At 35.8% G+C, this 16,248-nt stretch carries 12 protein-coding genes; 9 read left to right on the forward strand and 3 right to left on the reverse strand.

Annotation, left to right across the window (positions count from 1 at the left end; translation table 11 throughout):
- Nucleotides 1-42: 42 nt before the first annotated feature.
- Nucleotides 43-471, reverse strand: coding sequence for a Rieske (2Fe-2S) protein (locus ACTB0X_RS07990; RefSeq protein WP_463024475.1), 429 nt, complete (start codon nucleotides 469-471; stop codon nucleotides 43-45).
- Nucleotides 472-519: 48 nt separating this feature from the next.
- On the opposite strand from ACTB0X_RS07990, the gene ACTB0X_RS07995 reads away from it, so the two are divergent.
- The 6 genes from ACTB0X_RS07995 to ACTB0X_RS08020 all read left to right on the forward strand — a co-directional run bounded on the left by ACTB0X_RS07995 (nucleotide 520) and on the right by ACTB0X_RS08020 (nucleotide 11,036).
- Nucleotides 520-831 (forward strand): hypothetical protein, encoded by a 312-nt coding sequence (locus tag ACTB0X_RS07995; protein ID WP_463024476.1) that lies wholly within the window; start codon nucleotides 520-522, stop codon nucleotides 829-831.
- A gap of 148 nt (nucleotides 832-979) precedes the next feature.
- A complete protein-coding gene (locus ACTB0X_RS08000; protein ID WP_463024477.1) occupies nucleotides 980-4,741 on the forward strand; it encodes a TonB-dependent receptor domain-containing protein in 3,762 nt (1,253 codons plus the stop codon).
- A gap of 40 nt (nucleotides 4,742-4,781) precedes the next feature.
- On the forward strand, nucleotides 4,782-8,978 hold the full coding sequence (locus tag ACTB0X_RS08005) for a T9SS type A sorting domain-containing protein (RefSeq protein ID WP_463024478.1): 4,197 nt from the start codon (nucleotides 4,782-4,784) through the stop codon (nucleotides 8,976-8,978).
- A 29-nt stretch (nucleotides 8,979-9,007) separates the two neighbouring features.
- Nucleotides 9,008-10,084 carry a PorV/PorQ family protein gene (locus tag ACTB0X_RS08010; protein ID WP_463024479.1) on the forward strand — a complete coding sequence of 359 codons (1,077 nt, stop codon included), beginning with the start codon at nucleotides 9,008-9,010 and terminating at the stop codon, nucleotides 10,082-10,084.
- Between the two features lie 83 nt (nucleotides 10,085-10,167).
- On the forward strand, nucleotides 10,168-10,641 hold the full coding sequence (greA, locus tag ACTB0X_RS08015; RefSeq protein WP_463024480.1) for a transcription elongation factor GreA: 474 nt from the start codon (nucleotides 10,168-10,170) through the stop codon (nucleotides 10,639-10,641).
- A 2-nt stretch (nucleotides 10,642-10,643) separates the two neighbouring features.
- Nucleotides 10,644-11,036, forward strand: a complete 393-nt coding sequence (locus tag ACTB0X_RS08020; protein ID WP_463024481.1) for an HIT family protein — start codon at nucleotides 10,644-10,646, stop codon at nucleotides 11,034-11,036.
- 1 nt (nucleotide 11,037) lies between these two features.
- Here ACTB0X_RS08020 and ruvC read toward each other — a convergent pair whose 3' ends face one another.
- Complete coding sequence (ruvC, locus tag ACTB0X_RS08025) at nucleotides 11,038-11,592, reverse strand: crossover junction endodeoxyribonuclease RuvC (RefSeq protein WP_463024648.1); 555 nt, start codon at nucleotides 11,590-11,592, stop codon at nucleotides 11,038-11,040.
- An 11-nt stretch (nucleotides 11,593-11,603) separates the two neighbouring features.
- Here ruvC and ACTB0X_RS08030 point away from each other — a divergent pair, with 11 nt between their 5' ends.
- Genes ACTB0X_RS08030 through ACTB0X_RS08040 form a run of 3 tightly spaced genes read left to right on the forward strand, consistent with a single transcriptional unit; the run spans nucleotide 11,604 to nucleotide 14,799 of the window.
- The gene (locus tag ACTB0X_RS08030; RefSeq protein ID WP_463024652.1) at nucleotides 11,604-12,557 is read left to right on the forward strand and encodes a hypothetical protein; all 954 of its coding nucleotides are present in this window, start codon (nucleotides 11,604-11,606) and stop codon (nucleotides 12,555-12,557) included.
- Nucleotides 12,557-13,663, forward strand: a complete 1,107-nt coding sequence (locus ACTB0X_RS08035) for a glycosyltransferase (protein ID WP_463024482.1) — start codon at nucleotides 12,557-12,559, stop codon at nucleotides 13,661-13,663. The genes ACTB0X_RS08030 and ACTB0X_RS08035 overlap by 1 nt, the downstream gene beginning before the upstream one ends.
- Nucleotides 13,663-14,799, forward strand: a complete 1,137-nt coding sequence (locus ACTB0X_RS08040; RefSeq protein WP_463024483.1) for an ABC transporter permease — start codon at nucleotides 13,663-13,665, stop codon at nucleotides 14,797-14,799. Before ACTB0X_RS08035 ends, ACTB0X_RS08040 begins: the two co-directional genes overlap by 1 nt.
- 3 nt (nucleotides 14,800-14,802) lie before the next feature.
- Here the strand turns inward: ACTB0X_RS08040 and ACTB0X_RS08045 are convergent, their stop codons facing one another.
- Nucleotides 14,803-16,197 carry a short-chain fatty acid transporter gene (locus ACTB0X_RS08045; protein ID WP_463024484.1) on the reverse strand — a complete coding sequence of 465 codons (1,395 nt, stop codon included), beginning with the start codon at nucleotides 16,195-16,197 and terminating at the stop codon, nucleotides 14,803-14,805.
- Nucleotides 16,198-16,248 lie beyond the last annotated feature (51 nt).

A 16,248-nucleotide genomic window follows, 5' to 3' on the forward strand; every position in this document is an offset into this window, starting at 1 on the left:
TTAATTTAAAGGGTCAGTTGAAACTTTCAACTGACCCTTTTTTTAATTGTAAATTCTAAGAAATGTTCCATCAAAGGAGGTGGTGTATTCTTTTAATCTTACGGTTGCAGGACCTTGACTAGGAAATCCCGAGAATATTGAAAATACAGAACCACAACAATTGTCTCTTAAGGTAACGCCTGAATTTTCCATTTCCACGATGCCACAGGTGCTGCTTGGCGCATAAGTGCAGTGACGATCATAGGCTTTAAATTCATCCTGATTTACACGATAGACGACTATTCCTCTAGAGCCACCTGTTACATTAACTGATCCTGATGGAACTGTTAGGTCAATAAATTCAGGGTCTTGTAGAGATATATATATGTTGACCGCAACATTCGGAATATTCGAATTTAAAGAATTGTCTTTACAACCTATCGTTAGAAGAGTTAAAAAGAATATTGTTATTCGAATACTTTTTAATATCATTGTCAACTTTTATTAGTGTTTCCTACAAAAATAGGATTAAAGATGTCCATGAAAACTAGAAAGAAATATTTTTTTGCAATCGCAAGCATCATTTTTGTTTTGATGTGTGTCTTACCTCAGACAAGCGCTGCACAAGCTAAAAAAGTGGATCGAACCGTTGAGAAACGACAAGAGCAACTTAAAAAGCAAGAAGAAATTAAAAAAGAAAAATCTGTTGAACAGGCAGAGGCGAGGAGACAGAAACACATCGATATCCAAACCAAAGAGGTTCAAAAACGGATGAAACGAAGCAAAAAAAAGTCAAAAAGAATTAACGACAATAGGAGGGAATCTTTCTTGAGTCGTTGGTTTCGAAAATAAAAGGAGACAATCTCCAATCGTTCTTTCAGAAAGTATTAAAAAATGCTAAAAAGATGCATCGGAAAACTTTGAAATGTTTTTCTTTATTGTATATCTTTACGGCACTGTAGTTTTTTAAGACCAATAGATTTAACATAAATTCAATATTATGCTAAGAAAATTATTCTTTGCACTTGCCTTGGTGGCTGGTGCCTTTTCTTATGGGTATTCACAAGTGGGTACGGGTTCACTTCAAGGTACAATTACTGATTCGGAGACGGGTGAGCCACTACCATTTGCTAGTGTAGTAATCGAGAACAAAGGAAATCAGATATCAGCGGGATCCTCTGATTTTGATGGAAAATATTCCCTTCGTCCTATACCTCCTGGGTCATATGATTTATTGATTTCATATGTGGGTTACACCACTCAAAAGATCACTGGTGTAATCATTAGTTCTGATCAGTTGAAAAAGCAAGATGTGAAACTTCAGCCTGGTATACAAATCGGAGAGGTTACTGTTCTTTCTTATAAAGAGCCGTTAGTTGAAATTGATAAGGGTGCAACAGGAACTAAGGTTAGTTCTGAAGATATTAAGAGTATGGCTGTTCGTTCAGCTGCTGATGTGGCTAAAACGGTTGGAGGTGTATACTCTAAGGATGATGGTTCGAATGACTTGAATATTAGAGGATCGCGATCTGGTTCATCCAATACCTATATAGATGGTGTGAAAGTAATTGGTTCCACTTCATTGCCGAAGGAAGCAATTGGGGAAGTGTCAGTTATTACCGGGGGTGTACCTGCACAGTATGGTGATGTTACCGGGGGTTTGACTATTATTACTACCAAAGAAGCAATTAAGCAAACCTTTGGTTCTGTTGAATATTTAACTTCAGGCTTTAAAACTGGAGAAAATCAAGTAACCGGTTTGGATAATTATGGGTACAATCTTGTTGGGTTTTCTTTTGGGGGTCCACTTTTTCCAAAGAAGGATGAGGCTGGTAAAGTGGTGTCTGCACCAGTAGGTTATTTGCTTTCAACTGAATTGAGTTCAATCGTAGATCCGTTAGGCTCTACCCAAGATATATACAAAATAAAGGATGCCCAGTTGGCGGAATTAGAGGCTAATCCATTTAGGTTTCAAGATCTTGGTGGTGTGGGCTATAATGCAGAATATTTAAATAGTAACGATTTTGAGAAGATTGGTTTCCGAAAGAATACTGCTCGTAAACGGATTAACATCTCTGGTAAATTGGACTTTAATACTTCTGAGACCTCTAAAATTACTTTAGGGGGATCTTTTGACTACAATACAAGAAACTTAGATTTAAGAAATGGAAATGATGCTTATTCCTTGTATAACTGGAAAAATAATCCACAAGAAATTAGAAATGACTTTAGAACATTTGCTAGGTTTCAGCAAAGTTTCAAAAACGCAACTGCAGAGGAAGAATCTGAGTCAGCATCTTTAATTAAAAATGCATTCTTTAGCGTGCAAGTGGATTATACCAAGGCAAATTATGTACGCCAAAATGAAGATCACCAAGATGATTTCTTTAACTATGGTTACGTAGGAAAATTTGAATCTGAATATGAGCCTTCATTTGGCCCATTATCTACTGTAGTAATGTATGATTCAGACGGTCCAAATAGAAATCCTGTTGATACTATCCAAGGGTATTTTTTAAATGGTTTTACCTCACCGATTGCTTACAGATTTACACCAAGTGATGTAAATCCATTATTGTCAAACTACAATGTGAATGCCTATGAATATTATGGCGATAGCATTAATACGGTAATAAATCTTGTTGGAAGCGGTGGGTTATCTAATGGTAGAATGCCAAATAATATTTACAACATGTGGAGTGCACCCGGTGATGTTGAAAGTAACTATAGAAAGACTGAACGCGACCAGTTTAGAGTTTCTGGTTACGGATCTGCGGAGATTAAAAATCACGAAATACTAGTAGGTTTTGAATACGAGCAACGTATTGAGAGAGAGTACAGGTTTAATCCGAATAGTTTATGGGGTCTTGGTAGAAGCGCTGTTAATGAGCATATTACTCAGATAGATTCAGTTAACTATGTGGTAGATAATTCGTTTCCAGATTTCCCACGTATTACGTATGAGCGAAAATACAATGCAGACAGTAGAACAGCTTCCGCTATTAATATGCGAAATGCTTTAGGTTTATCTCCTAGTGGTAAAGATTTTGTTGACTTCGATTCTTATGACATCAATACCTATGACATTAAGTGGTTTGGAGCAGACGAATTGATTGATCCTTCCAAGAATACTGGTATGACTTACTATGGATACGATGCTTATGGAGACAAGGTTAGTAACAAGACCACATTAAACGATTTCTTTAATGAAACTGAAGTATTGGATGGAAATCCTTATAAAACTAGATTAATTGCTCCATATCAACCTATTTATGTCGCAGGTTTTATTCAAGATAAATTTAAATTTGATGACTTAATTTTAAGGGTAGGATTTAGGGTAGATCGTTTTGATGCTAATCAGCCGGTTCTCAAGGATCAGTATTCATTGATACCAATAAGAACTGCAGGGTCAATTCGTTCATTAGAAGATGGGGATAAGATCCCTGCGAATATAGGAGATGATTTTGTTGTGTATACTTCTGATGGTAACAATCCTCAAATAGAAAACATAACTGGTTATAGACAAGGAGATGAATTTTACAACGCCAATGGTGTGAAGATTAATGATCCAAAATCAATTTACTCTGTTAATGGTATTGCTCCTTGGTTGGAAGATGGTAATACATTTGGAGAAAGTCAAACAGAAGCTTTAAAAGAAAATTCATTTGAAGATTATACACCTCAGGTAAACGTAATGCCTAGAATCTCATTTTCTTTTCCAATTTCAGATGAAGCTACTTTCTTTGCTAATTATGACATCTTAACACAACGACCAACATCTGGTAATGAATTGGAGTTAATCAACTATTTATATTTAAATAGTATTAATTCTGGTACTATTACAAACAATCCAAATTTGAAGCCAGAGAAAACAATTAACTACGAGCTAGGCTTTAAACAGGCACTAAATAAAAATTCAGCATTGACCATTTCTGCTTTCTACAGAGAACAGCGAGATATGATACAAGTTAGAAATCTAGTCGGTGCTTATCCAAATGACTATAAGACCTATGCGAACATTGATTTTGGTACTGTTAAGGGTGCTACATTGTCATATGATTTCAGACGAACAAGGAATTTGAAGTTTAGAGCGAGTTACACCATTCAATTTGCAAATGGTACAGGTTCTGGTTCTACTTCCGCCTTTAACCTTATTAATAGCGGTCAACCAAATTTGAGAACTATTTTGCCATATACTTACGATCAACGTCATGCAATTACAACAGCAATTGACTATAGATATGGCTCAGGGAAAAATTATAACGGACCGGTAATTAATGGTACACCTATTTTAGAGAATTTTGGCGTTAACTTAACCGCAATTGCGGGTTCAGGTACTCCTTATACAGGAAGAAATGTAGCTACAGGGACACAATTATTCTCTGGCGGTGGTAATTCAAATGTCGTAGGTGATGTAAATGGTAGAAGATTACCGTTTGTTTACAGATTAGATGCTAGAATTGACAAAGACTTTATGATCACGTGGAAGTCAGAGTCTGAAAGTCAGAAAGCAAAAACTTCTAACCTGAACGTATATGTTCAGATTCTTAATGTTCTTGATAGAAGTAATGTTAGTAGGGTTTACGGGTATACTGGAAATGCTGAGAACGATGGTTTCCTAGCATCAACGCTTTCTGCAAACTTAATTTCTGAATCTACAGATCCCGAATCATTTAAAACCCAATATAACATTAAGCTTAAAGATCCTGACTACTATGAACTGCCTCGTAGAATAAGATTAGGTATCTCTCTCAGCTTTTAACATATAGAAGACTTCTAATTGGATTAATAATATACGAATTATGAAAAAGATTATTAAAAATATAGGATTTGGATTAGTTTCCATCTTGATTTCTACTTCAGCATTTGCTAAGGAGTATAAGCCAGAGGGACAAAAGTCCAATAGTAATACTCAAAATGTAAATCAGACACCTGGCTTAGCTGCAAACTGTACTCCTTCAAAGAAAGTAATTTCCTTGAGGTACAACAATGTGACTACCCCTATTTTATCAAACGGGTTATTATGGCAAAATAGAGCGAATGGTGTAGCAGGATACGAAGTGCCTGCTTCATCTGGGACTTATGCTTTATATTCTGGAGGTTTATGGTTAGGAGGGACTGATGTTAATGGTCAGTTGAAAGCTGCCGTTTCTACCTTTGGTAATGGAAATGATTTCTGGACGGGACCATTAGATACCATTGGAAATGCCGAAATTTCTCCTGCCACGTGTGATGAATATGATCGTTTTGACACATTAACCAGGTCTTCTGTTACAGAATTTGTAGCTTATTGGAATGCACTTGCTACACCTGATCCTAAGGATGACGAAGCATTTAGGGGTTATACAATTCCTCAATCGATTAAAATATGGCCTGGAAATGGGGAGCCTAGATTAGGTCAATCTGTTCGACTTGCTCCTTTTGTTGATGTAGATGGTAACAAACGTTATGAGCCAGAAGCATCTGGTGATTACCCATACTATGACTTAAATGGACAGGTTGATTGTAGAGCTCAACGTGAAAGTAGAAGTTTAACTTCAAGTAGACCCTTGTTTGGTGATTATACTATATGGTGGGTATTTAACGATAAAGGAAGTATTCATACTGAATCTATGGCTCCTGGAATCGGTATGGAAGTCCATGCACAAGCATTTGCTTTCTCAACAAATGACGAGATTAACTCTATGACATTTTATAACTATGAACTAATCAATAGATCGACTTTTACATTAACCAATACTTATTTTGGTAGCTGGGTTGACCCGGATTTAGGTTATGCTGCTGATGATTATGTTGGTTGTGATGTAAACAGAGGTTTGGGATTTTGTTACAATGGTGACGAAGACGATGAAACAGCTGGTGGTCAAAATGGGTATGGATCAAATCCTCCTGCCATTGGAATTGATTATTTTGAAGGACCTTATCAAGATGAAGATGGATTGAATAACAACTATGGAACTGGTCCTGGAGAAGCATTAAATGGTCTAGGATACTTCAATCCAAACGATCAGTTTCCGGATACTATTCCGGATAATGAACGTTTTGGTATGAGACGGTTTGTTTTTTATACTTTAGGAAGTGGTGATAACGGTGATCCTTCTGCTTCTGCTCATTATTACAACTATTTAAGAGGTATTTGGAAGAATGGTCAACGTATGAGTCATGGAGGAAATGGATTTAGAGGCCCTGGAGTAGAGGGTATTCCTACCGATTTTATGTTTCCTGGTGATTCAGATCCATTATTATGGGGAACTGGTGGTGTTCCCGTAAATAATACTAATTGGACCGAGAATACCGCAAATGGCGGAGGGCCTAACAACGTAGGTGATAGAAGGTTCTTGCAATCTGCAGGACCATTTACCTTAGAGCCTGGTAATGTAAATGACATCACTGTTGGTGTTGTATTTGCTAGAGCACTTTCTGGAGGTCGTTTGGCATCTGTGCAAAAACTGTTTGACGCAGATGATAAGGCTCAAATTCTGTTTGACAATTGCTTTAAAGTTCTAAATGGACCACATGCACCGGATGTGAATGTTCAAGAATTGGATAGAGAGATTATTTTGTATTTATCTAATTCGGTTACCTCAAATAACTATAAAGAACAATATGTGGAAGAGGATCCAAATATTATTACACCACAAGAAATGATTGACAAACAATTGTTTTATGATAATAAATACAGATTCCAAGGCTATAAGATTTATCAATTGAAAGATGTTGATGTTTCTGTTGGGGATATTAAAGATGATAGTAAAGCACGATTAATTTATCAGGTTGATATTAAAGATGATATTACAACAATAGTTAACTATGAGTATAATGAAGAAATAAAAGCGAATATTCCAATCGTAGAAACTGAGGTTCGAAATGAAGGAATTAAGCATAGTTTCCAAGTAACAACTGATTTATTTGCTTCAGGAGACAATCGGTTAGTGAATTTTAAGACCTATTACTTTATTGCGATAGCTTACGGTTATAATCAGTTTAAGCCTTATGCACAAGATGTAGCACCAACTCCAGGTGACTATTTTGGAGCTGATTATACTGGTCAGATAAAGCCATACCTAGCAAGTAGATTAAATGGTAGAGGAGGTTCAATACTTTCTGTATCGGCTATACCTCATAAGCCTTTTAGTGAAAATGGAGGAAGTGTTGCTAATTCAAAATATGGCGATTTAATCCCAGTAACTAGATTACAAGGTGGAGGTAATGGAAATTATGAAATAGAGTTAACAAAATCTACTTTGGATAGAATTGGTTCAACTACAAACGGTAATTATCCTGATACGCTTAATTATAAATTAGGGAAATCGCCGATTGAAGTGAAGATTACTGATCCATTAGATGTAATTGATGGGAAGTATTACCTGAAAGTTAATCGACCTGATTCTACAGATACGTTAGTAAAACCTGAATCATCTTGGGTGCTTTATAAATCAGATTTTTCAGAATCTATTACTTCTGATAACACTTTAAAAATTAATAACGAGCAATTGACCAAATGGGGATTTTCTGTATCTATGTTTTATGGTTCCAACCCTGGAGATCCTGCTTTGGTGAATAGTAATGCTAATGGTTACATAGCTGCTAGTATTACTTATGATGAACCTGGTAAGGAATGGTTAGGTGGAATTCAAGACCAAGATGGATATACTTTTTACAACTGGATACTTTCTGGACAGATTGCAGCTTCCAGTACTGATCCGGTCTTTAATAGATTTTTCAATGATAAATTGAGATTAAACTCAAGTTCATTTGCTGATCCAAATGAGGATTATGAAAGTATTTTAGAAGGTATAATAGCTCCCTATACACTAACTCAATATCGAAAAGGAAATGCTGTTGATGGAATTGTATACAATGCCCCTGCAGCCTCATTAGCAAGTGTTAATGATTACAACGAACTAAACTTCTTGAGTTCAATATCTATTGTATTTACTAAAGACAAGTCAAAATGGACGAGGTGTGCCGTTATTGAAATGCAAGAGGAATCACAGAAAGCTCAAGGTGGTGCTGCAAGACATGAGTTAAGAGCTTCTCCATCTGTTGATAAAGATGGTAATTTTGCAAACCCAGGTGATACAATTTCGAGTAACCCAAATGATCCAAACTACATCAGTCCAACTGGTATGGGATGGTTCCCTGGGTATGCTGTAAACATTGAAACAGGTGAGCGATTGAATATGGCATTTGGAGAAGATAGTTGGTATGGTGGCGACAATGGTTCAGATATGTTATGGAACCCAACAACGACCGAAACTTCTGGAATAGCGAACGCACAGAATCTTGTTTGGGGTGGTAAACACTACATCTATGTGTTCAGAAAGACTAGGCCTGAAGAATTATTTTATAGTATTTTTCCAAATTTAAGATCTCCTAGTTATGATGCTGGTGAATATTTTGTTAAATATTTAAGATCTACTACTCCATTATTCAGAGATTTAGCATGGTCAAGTTGTTCTTATGTTGCTATTCCAATGTTAAAAGAAGGTCAAGAATTGCTTTCGACAGATGTAACCATTACGGTTAATGTGACTCGACCATTGAGTAATTTTTACACTCCTTTAGAAGGGTTGACTGGTAAGGACACAATTCTACAGAACGAAGGTCGACCTGTTTATGAATTTAATACCAATGGACTTGGTGCATCGGTAGGAGCTTCTGCATATGAAAAAGAAGCCTTAAATCAAATTAAGGTTGTACCTAATCCTTATTATGCTTATTCAGCTTATGAGCGAGGACAATTAGACAATGTGGTAAAAATTATAAACCTTCCAGACGTTGCCAATATTAAAATTTACAACCTGTCTGGAACACTAATTCGTTCGTTTTCTAAAGCTACTCCTAATGTTCAATACGTTGATTGGGACATTAAAAATGCTGCTAATATTACGGTTGCTAGTGGTGTTTATATTGTTCATATCGAAGTGCCAGGTGTTGGAGAAAAGGTTATAAAATGGTTTGGTGTAATGCGACCAATTGACTTAAATAATTTCTAATTCATATAATGACTTCTATTTATATACTTATGAAAAAATTAACTAAAATATTGCCAATATTGCTCTCAATACTAGCCTTGAGTCCTGCAGCTTTTGCTGGAAACGAGGATAGAGCTGGTGAGGCAGGTTCTTCTCAAGTACTTACAAATCCATGGGGGAGAAGTTCTGGATTTGGTAATGCAAATTCGACTTCAATAAGAGGATTAGAGGCAACCAGTCTGAATGTAGCTGGATTGGCACAAATTGAAAAAACAGAGATTTTGTTTGCAAGTTCTAATTACTTGAGTGGCTCTGGAATTAAAATAAATGCTTTTGGTTTAGCTCAAAAAGTTGGAGAATCTGGCGTCTTAGGGTTAACTGTAAATGCAATGTCTTTTGGAGACAATGAAATCACTACAGTTGAAATACCTGAAGGTGGAATTGGTACTTTTAGCCCTTCCTACCTTACAATTGGAGTATCCTACGCAAAGACATTTTCAAACAGTATTTATGGAGGATTGACTGTTAAAATTATCAATGAGGCATTGCCTACAGTTAAAGCTACGGGTGTTGCAATTGATGCAGGTGTAAAATACGTAACTGGAAAGTATGATCAAATTCAATTTGGGATTACTTTAAGAAATGTAGGTCCACCTATGAAGCAACAAGGTAATGGTTTGTCAATTCGTACAAGTTTGCCAGAAAATGAAACTGTTAGAACATTAAGTCAAAGGTCTGCAGAATACGAAATACCTTCACAAATTATGATTGGTTTATCGTATGATTTCTTTTTATCAGGTGTGGATACGATTAAGAACAAGGTAAGTTCTTTGCACCGATTGACAGCAGCTGGAAACTTTACTTCTAATTCATTTACTAGAGATCAAATTAACATTGGTGTTGAGTATGCTTTTAGAGAAATGTTCATGTTGCGTGGAGGTTATGTTTACGAAGAAGATGCACTAGATAAAGATTTAACTCGAACTGTACTTATTGGACCTACTGCAGGAGCGTCAATTGAGTTTCCTTTAGGTAAAAGTGGAACGACTTTAGGATTTGATTATGCATACAGAGCAACAAGAAGCTTTAATGGAATCCATACTATAGGAATTCGTTTAGGTCTATAGATTAGAATAATTAAAATATTTTATATGAAAGAGGATCTCGATTTATCGGGATTCTCTTTTTGAATTTATAATCGTACACAATTATGTCAAACGTTAGCTATTTTACAGAAGAGGGATTACAAAGATTAAAGGATGAATTAAAACAACTTAGGAATGTTGAACGTCCTAGTATTTCTAGACAAATTGGTGAAGCAAGAGATAAAGGAGACTTGTCTGAAAATGCTGAGTACGATGCAGCTAAGGAAGCCCAAGGTTTATTAGAGATGAAAATTTCTAAATTAGAAACGTTGATTGGGAATGCCAGAATTGTTGATGAGACTCAATTAGATACTTCGAAGGTGTTGGTTTTATGTAAAGTGAAAATAAAAAATATCGCTAATAAATCTGAAATGGAATACACCTTGGTTTCTGAAAAAGAAGCGGACTTGAAAGCTAGAAAGATTTCAGTTGATTCTCCTATTGGTAAGGGATTATTGGGTAAAAAAGTTGGCGATATAGCTGAAGTGCAGGTTCCATCAGGATTGATAAAGTTTGAAATAATTGAGATAAGCAGATAATTATGAGTACTATCTTTTCAAAAATACTAGCTGGTGAAATTCCTTGCCATAAAATTGCTGAGAATGATCAATTTTTAGCTTTTTTAGATATTAGTCCGTTGGCAAAAGGCCATACTTTAGTTATTCCTAAAATAGAGGTAGACTATATCTTTGATATGTCTGATGACGATTATCAAGCCTTGTGGTTATTTGCTAAGAAGGTGGCAAATGGAATTAAAGCTGAGATTACTTGTAAGAAGGTTGGTGTGGCTGTAATTGGCCTTGAAGTAGCTCATGCGCATATTCACTTGGTCCCGATTAATGCAGTAAGTGATATCAATTTTGCGGCGCCTAAATTAACTTTGGATCAAATGGAGTTGGAATCTATAGCAACTAAAATAAGCAAGGCAATTTAATCTAACCTATTCTATCAGGGTTTTGTCGTAAAAAAGCATCCCACCCTGAAGAGCCTCCTGTTTTCTTGATGGGACTATTTGATTGAAAGTAATGACAAATTGCGACCGCTAATGCATCGGTTGCATCTAAGAATTTTGGATCAATTTCATAGGGAACATGATTTTTTAACATGGCTGCAACTTGTTCTTTCGTAGCATCTCCTCTTCCCGTAATTGATTTTTTAACCTTTTTAGGTAAATACTCTTCTACAGGAATGTCTCGCGATAATGAGGCTGCTATTGCTACTCCTTGAGCTCTTCCCAATTTAAGCATGGATTGTACGTTTTTTCCAAAGAATTGGGCTTCAATAGCCATTTCATCAGGTTTGTATTCCTCAATTAAATGAATGGTGCGTTCAAATATTTTTTTTAATCGAACTTGATGATCACCCAATTTAGTGAGTTGAATCACTCCCATAGCAAGCAGGGATATTTGTTTATTCTTTATGTGAATAATTCCATAGCCCATCACATTCGTGCCCGGATCGATGCCTAAAATAACCTTATCTTCCACTATATTTGTATGAGGTGAATAGAGTAACAAAGCTATATAAAATAATTTTCCCCTTTTTGTTTCCATTGATTGGATTGGTGATTATAGCTATTATCTATTTTCAACTTTCTGATCGGATCGAATCATTAGATTTTTCCAAAATCTCAACAACATCCATTGTTTTACCCTACTTGATTGGAAGTTTTTTTTTAATGTTTTTAAACTGGATGTTAGAAGCTGCTAAATGGGGCATATTAGTCGATTTGTTTCAAAAACTAACTTTTAAAGCTAAACTAATCTCTGTTTTTATGGGATTGTCTGTTGGATTTTTAACACCTAACAGAGTAGGTGACTTTGCCGGAAGACTAAGATTTATCGATCCTGATAATAGGCTAGAATCAATCCATGCTAGTTTTGTAGCTTCTATTTATCAAACTGCAGTTACTATATTGATTGGGGGGTGTGGGTTAGTCTACTGGATGAATCAAGCGCTTTTTTCTTTTAGTCATGAAAAACTAATCTATAGTGTCTCAATATTCACCGTTTTGAGTTTTATTGTTCTTGTATTTAGAATGAAACTGTTGATTTTATTGATTTTAAAATTAAAATGGTTGAATAAATTTTCTGCCCGTTTCAATTGGTTCATAAATGTTGATAAGCAGGTCTTACAGAAAGTTTTTGTTCTAGCACTTGTGAGGTACCTTGTTTTCATGCTTCAATACATCTTCATAATAAAAGCTTTTCAAAAAGAGGCTCCTTTTATTTTGGTGGTTTCTGCAATTTCTACGATATACCTGCTGACTACTATTATTCCAACTTCTACTTTATCTGATTTACTTTTGAGGGGGGCAGTGAACCTTATGATTTTTGGAACTTTTATCTCTTCCGAAGAGGTGATTTTGATTATTGCAGCCCTCGTGTGGGGAATAAATATTGTTATACCTTCGCTAATTGGAACTGGCTTATTTATACTAAATCGTTCTAAATAATGGGGGAAATTCTATTTTATTATGTCATTGTCTTTTGGTATGTATTCTATACCCTTAGAAATTTTATGGCATTTAGGGTTGACGATTCTCCTTCAAAATCATTTATTAAAACGGAATTAGTTTCAGTGATAATTCCATTCAGAAATGAAGAACATCACTTGCCTACTTTGATGGAGTCTTTGCAAAATCAATCTCACCTAAACTTTGAGGTGCTGTTAATTGACGACGATTCGAATGATCATTCATTTCAACGAATTCAAGAATTATTAATTTCTGATGACCGATTTAACTATTATAAATTAACCAATGGGACAGGCAAGAAAGCTGCGCTTGAATTTGGTGTGTCCTTATCAAAAGCAACGATTATATGTACAACTGATGCAGATTGTACGGTTTCTGAAAATTGGTTGAATCAAATGACTCAACAATTTTTAGATGAGAATATACAATTGGTAGGAGCCCCAGTTGGAATGAAATACAGCAATTGGTTTGAAAGATTCCAAGCATTAGAATTTGCAAGTTTGATTGCAAGTTCTATCGGAGCGGCCCAAAATAATAAACCCATCATGCTCAATGCTGCAAATATGGCATTTCGGAAACAATTATTTGTGGAGGTTAATTCAAAAATGAAAGAATTGCCAACGCCGAGTGGAGATGATATTTTTCTATTGCAATATTGTTTAAAGCATTATTCAAATGGGTTCCGATTTGTCAATAGCAGTGGTAGTTTTGTGGAAACACAACCAGAACCAAGTTTTGCGCATTTTATAAATCAACGTAGAAGATGGGCTTCAAAATCAAAATATTATATTGATAGGGAGATAAAATTAGTTTCGTTATTGGTGTTTTTTACGAATGCTTTTGTTCTCTATAGTTTCATTCAGCTATTTGTTAGTAACAACACTTTCGCTTGGCTTTTCCCCTTGCTGTTGAAGGGGTTGATTGATTATCTTCTCCTCAAGAAATATTTAAGTAGTATTCAACAATTGAATCTGTTAAACTATTTCGTGCTCCTTGAAATACTTCACCCTTTCTACATTATTTTTGTAGCCATAAGTTCTCAATTTGGACAATTCAGCTGGAAAAAAAGAACCTATCCAATTTAATGAAAGACCAAGAATCAAAATCATTATTTCAATTGTCTTTGTTCCGTTTACGGAGGAATCCTGTGGCCATGTCTGGTGTATTTGTGATTTTGATTTATTTGGCTGTCGCAGTTGTAGGTCCTTTTATTCGAAAGGATTCCACACCCAAAGCAAATGATCAATACTTGGAGTTGTCCATTAAAAAACCTGGATTTTCAGTCCAATTCTTTCAAGCTTCTAATCTACCTTCTGAGGAATCAATTCTCCATCAATGGTTATTTGGACGTGAAAAAACAGCAGTTACTTTTCCCATTTATAGTTATGAACTGAAGCAAGATTCAATTGCAGTAGAGCGATTTACTGGTGACGATGTCAATAATGGAGAAGTGTTATTATATTCTTATACAGACCTAGTCAAAGCCAATCAGCTAAATATTAACGATAAAAACCTTTCGAAAGGAATAGAAAATGAATTAATCCATCAAAATACCTTTTGGTTGGGAACTGATCGATATGGTCGAGATTTGTTGAGCCGATTAATGGCAGGAACATGGGTTTCCTTTACTGTTGGTGCAATTTCTATTTTTATTTCCTTGATAATAGGAATATCATTGGGCGCCATAGGTGGATATTATAGAGGTAAAGTAGATGATTTTATTGTATGGTTGATCAATGTGGTGTGGAGTATTCCAACACTGTTATTGGTAATCGCAATTGCTTTGGCATTGGGTAAAGGATTCTGGCAAGTGTTTGTGGCTGTAGGATTAACGATGTGGGTAGAAGTGGCACGTGTGGTCCGTGGTCAAGTCATTAGTTTAAGAGAGAAGGAATTTGTAGAGGCTGGAAAAGCATTGGGTTTTAGCAATTCGAGAATCATTAAAAATCACATTTTGCCCAACGTAATGGGGCCGGTAATCGTAATATCAGCTGCTAATTTTGCTTCTGCAATTTTGGTAGAAGCTGGGCTAAGTTTCTTAGGGTTAGGGGCACAGCCACCACAAGCTACTTGGGGTAAAATGATCAGCGAACACAAAGGCTATGTGATTACTGGTGATGCTTATTTAGCATTGTTGCCAGGTGTCGCAATTTTCTTCCTGGTTTTTGCATTTGTACTGTTAGGAAACGGACTTCGAGATGCATTGGACACCAAAGCTTAATCCCTAGAAAAGCAATATCGCAGAGATGTATACGATTAATCCCAATCCCATCATTAATAAAGTATAAGGCAAAATTTCTTTTGCTTTCAGGCCTGTTATTCCCAATAGTGGGATGGCCCAAAATGGTTGCAACATATTGGTGATTTGATCGCCATAGGCCAAGGCCAATATACTTTTTGGAAGATCCACACCAAGGGAAAGTGCTGCTTGTACAATTATGGGGCCTTGCACTGCCCATTGACCGCCACCGCTGGGAACAAATACATTGACAATTCCTGCACTAATGAAAGTAAAAATGGGAAAAGTGGTGGAGGTGGAAATGGAAATGAAAAAATTAGAAAACAGATCGATCAGCCCAGAACTATTCATAATGCCCATGATACCAAAGTAAATGGGGAACTGAATAAGAATTCCTGCAGCACCGCCTATAGCTTCATCTATAGCAGATAAGAATGTTTTAATCCGCTGATGAAAGAGGATACACCATCCAAAAAGTAGAAAATTGATGTAATTTAAATTAATGAAGCCCCAGCCGGTTTCAGAGAAGGAAGAAATAGCGCTGTAAAAAGAGTATAAGATAAAAACACCTCCGATGATAGTTGCAAACAGCCTAGAATTATCAAATCGTTCAGCACCTTTACTCTTTTCAGTCTTTATTTCTTTTTCCTTCGAAATAATTAATTGGGGCACTTTTTCATTTTTGGACTTTTTGCCGATCCAATATAATCCAGCAGGAACAACTAGAAGCACACCAATAGAAGCGTACAAGTTCATGGAAGAAAAAACAGTTTGGCTAAAATCGATTTGTTCTGGTAAATTGATTAACTGCTCTGGAGAGAGTATGTTTTGCATCAATGCTTTTAAATGACCTGTTTCAGCTACTTTCGTTAAGGAGGAGCCTGAAAATCCACCATGCCAAACCATTAAGCCAACATATCCTGCAGCGCCAATTAATGGATAATTTATCGGAATGTTATTTTTAGTAGCATATTCTCCCACTTTTCGTGCGAAGATTGCACCGAAAATCAATGCAAATCCCCAATTAAAATAAGCCATGATAATGGTAAAGAATGTGACTAGAAAAGCAGCTTTTGCACTAGTGTCACAAAATTTGACAAAGAAATGAATCAGTCGATCAAAAGGTTTACTCAATGCCAAAGTATGCCCCAACACTAGAATAAGCATCATTTGAATGGCAAATACCAATAACCCATTGTTCCAAAAACCGGTTTCAAAAAATTGCAATAATTGGATGCTATAATCTAAACTAGTAGAGTCTGAGGGAGTGGTAAACACTAAAGCAATTCCATAGGTAATCACAAAAAGTAGTATAGCTATGGTAAATGGAGTCGGTAAAAAATAATTGAAAAAACGGCTGTATTTTTCTGTAAAACGCATGTGAATTATTTTGAATAAAGATAGCGACTAAAACTTGGATTCAATAAATTA

This window comes from Acidiluteibacter sp. (assembly GCF_055129545.1).

Bases quoted from the DNA above. Each gene is read 5' to 3' on its own strand.
- ACTB0X_RS07990 (WP_463024475.1), bottom strand. From the start codon at position 471: ATGATATTAAAAAGTATTCGAATAACAATATTCTTTTTAACTCTTCTA.
- ACTB0X_RS07995 (WP_463024476.1), top strand. From the start codon at position 520: ATGAAAACTAGAAAGAAATATTTTTTTGCAATCGCAAGCATCATTTTT.
- ACTB0X_RS08000 (WP_463024477.1), top strand. From the start codon at position 980: ATGCTAAGAAAATTATTCTTTGCACTTGCCTTGGTGGCTGGTGCCTTT.
- ACTB0X_RS08005 (WP_463024478.1), top strand. From the start codon at position 4,782: ATGAAAAAGATTATTAAAAATATAGGATTTGGATTAGTTTCCATCTTG.
- ACTB0X_RS08010 (WP_463024479.1), top strand. From the start codon at position 9,008: ATGAAAAAATTAACTAAAATATTGCCAATATTGCTCTCAATACTAGCC.
- greA (WP_463024480.1), top strand. From the start codon at position 10,168: ATGTCAAACGTTAGCTATTTTACAGAAGAGGGATTACAAAGATTAAAG.
- ACTB0X_RS08020 (WP_463024481.1), top strand. From the start codon at position 10,644: ATGAGTACTATCTTTTCAAAAATACTAGCTGGTGAAATTCCTTGCCAT.
- ACTB0X_RS08035 (WP_463024482.1), top strand. From the start codon at position 12,557: ATGGGGGAAATTCTATTTTATTATGTCATTGTCTTTTGGTATGTATTC.
- ACTB0X_RS08040 (WP_463024483.1), top strand. From the start codon at position 13,663: ATGAAAGACCAAGAATCAAAATCATTATTTCAATTGTCTTTGTTCCGT.
- ACTB0X_RS08045 (WP_463024484.1), bottom strand. From the start codon at position 16,197: ATGCGTTTTACAGAAAAATACAGCCGTTTTTTCAATTATTTTTTACCG.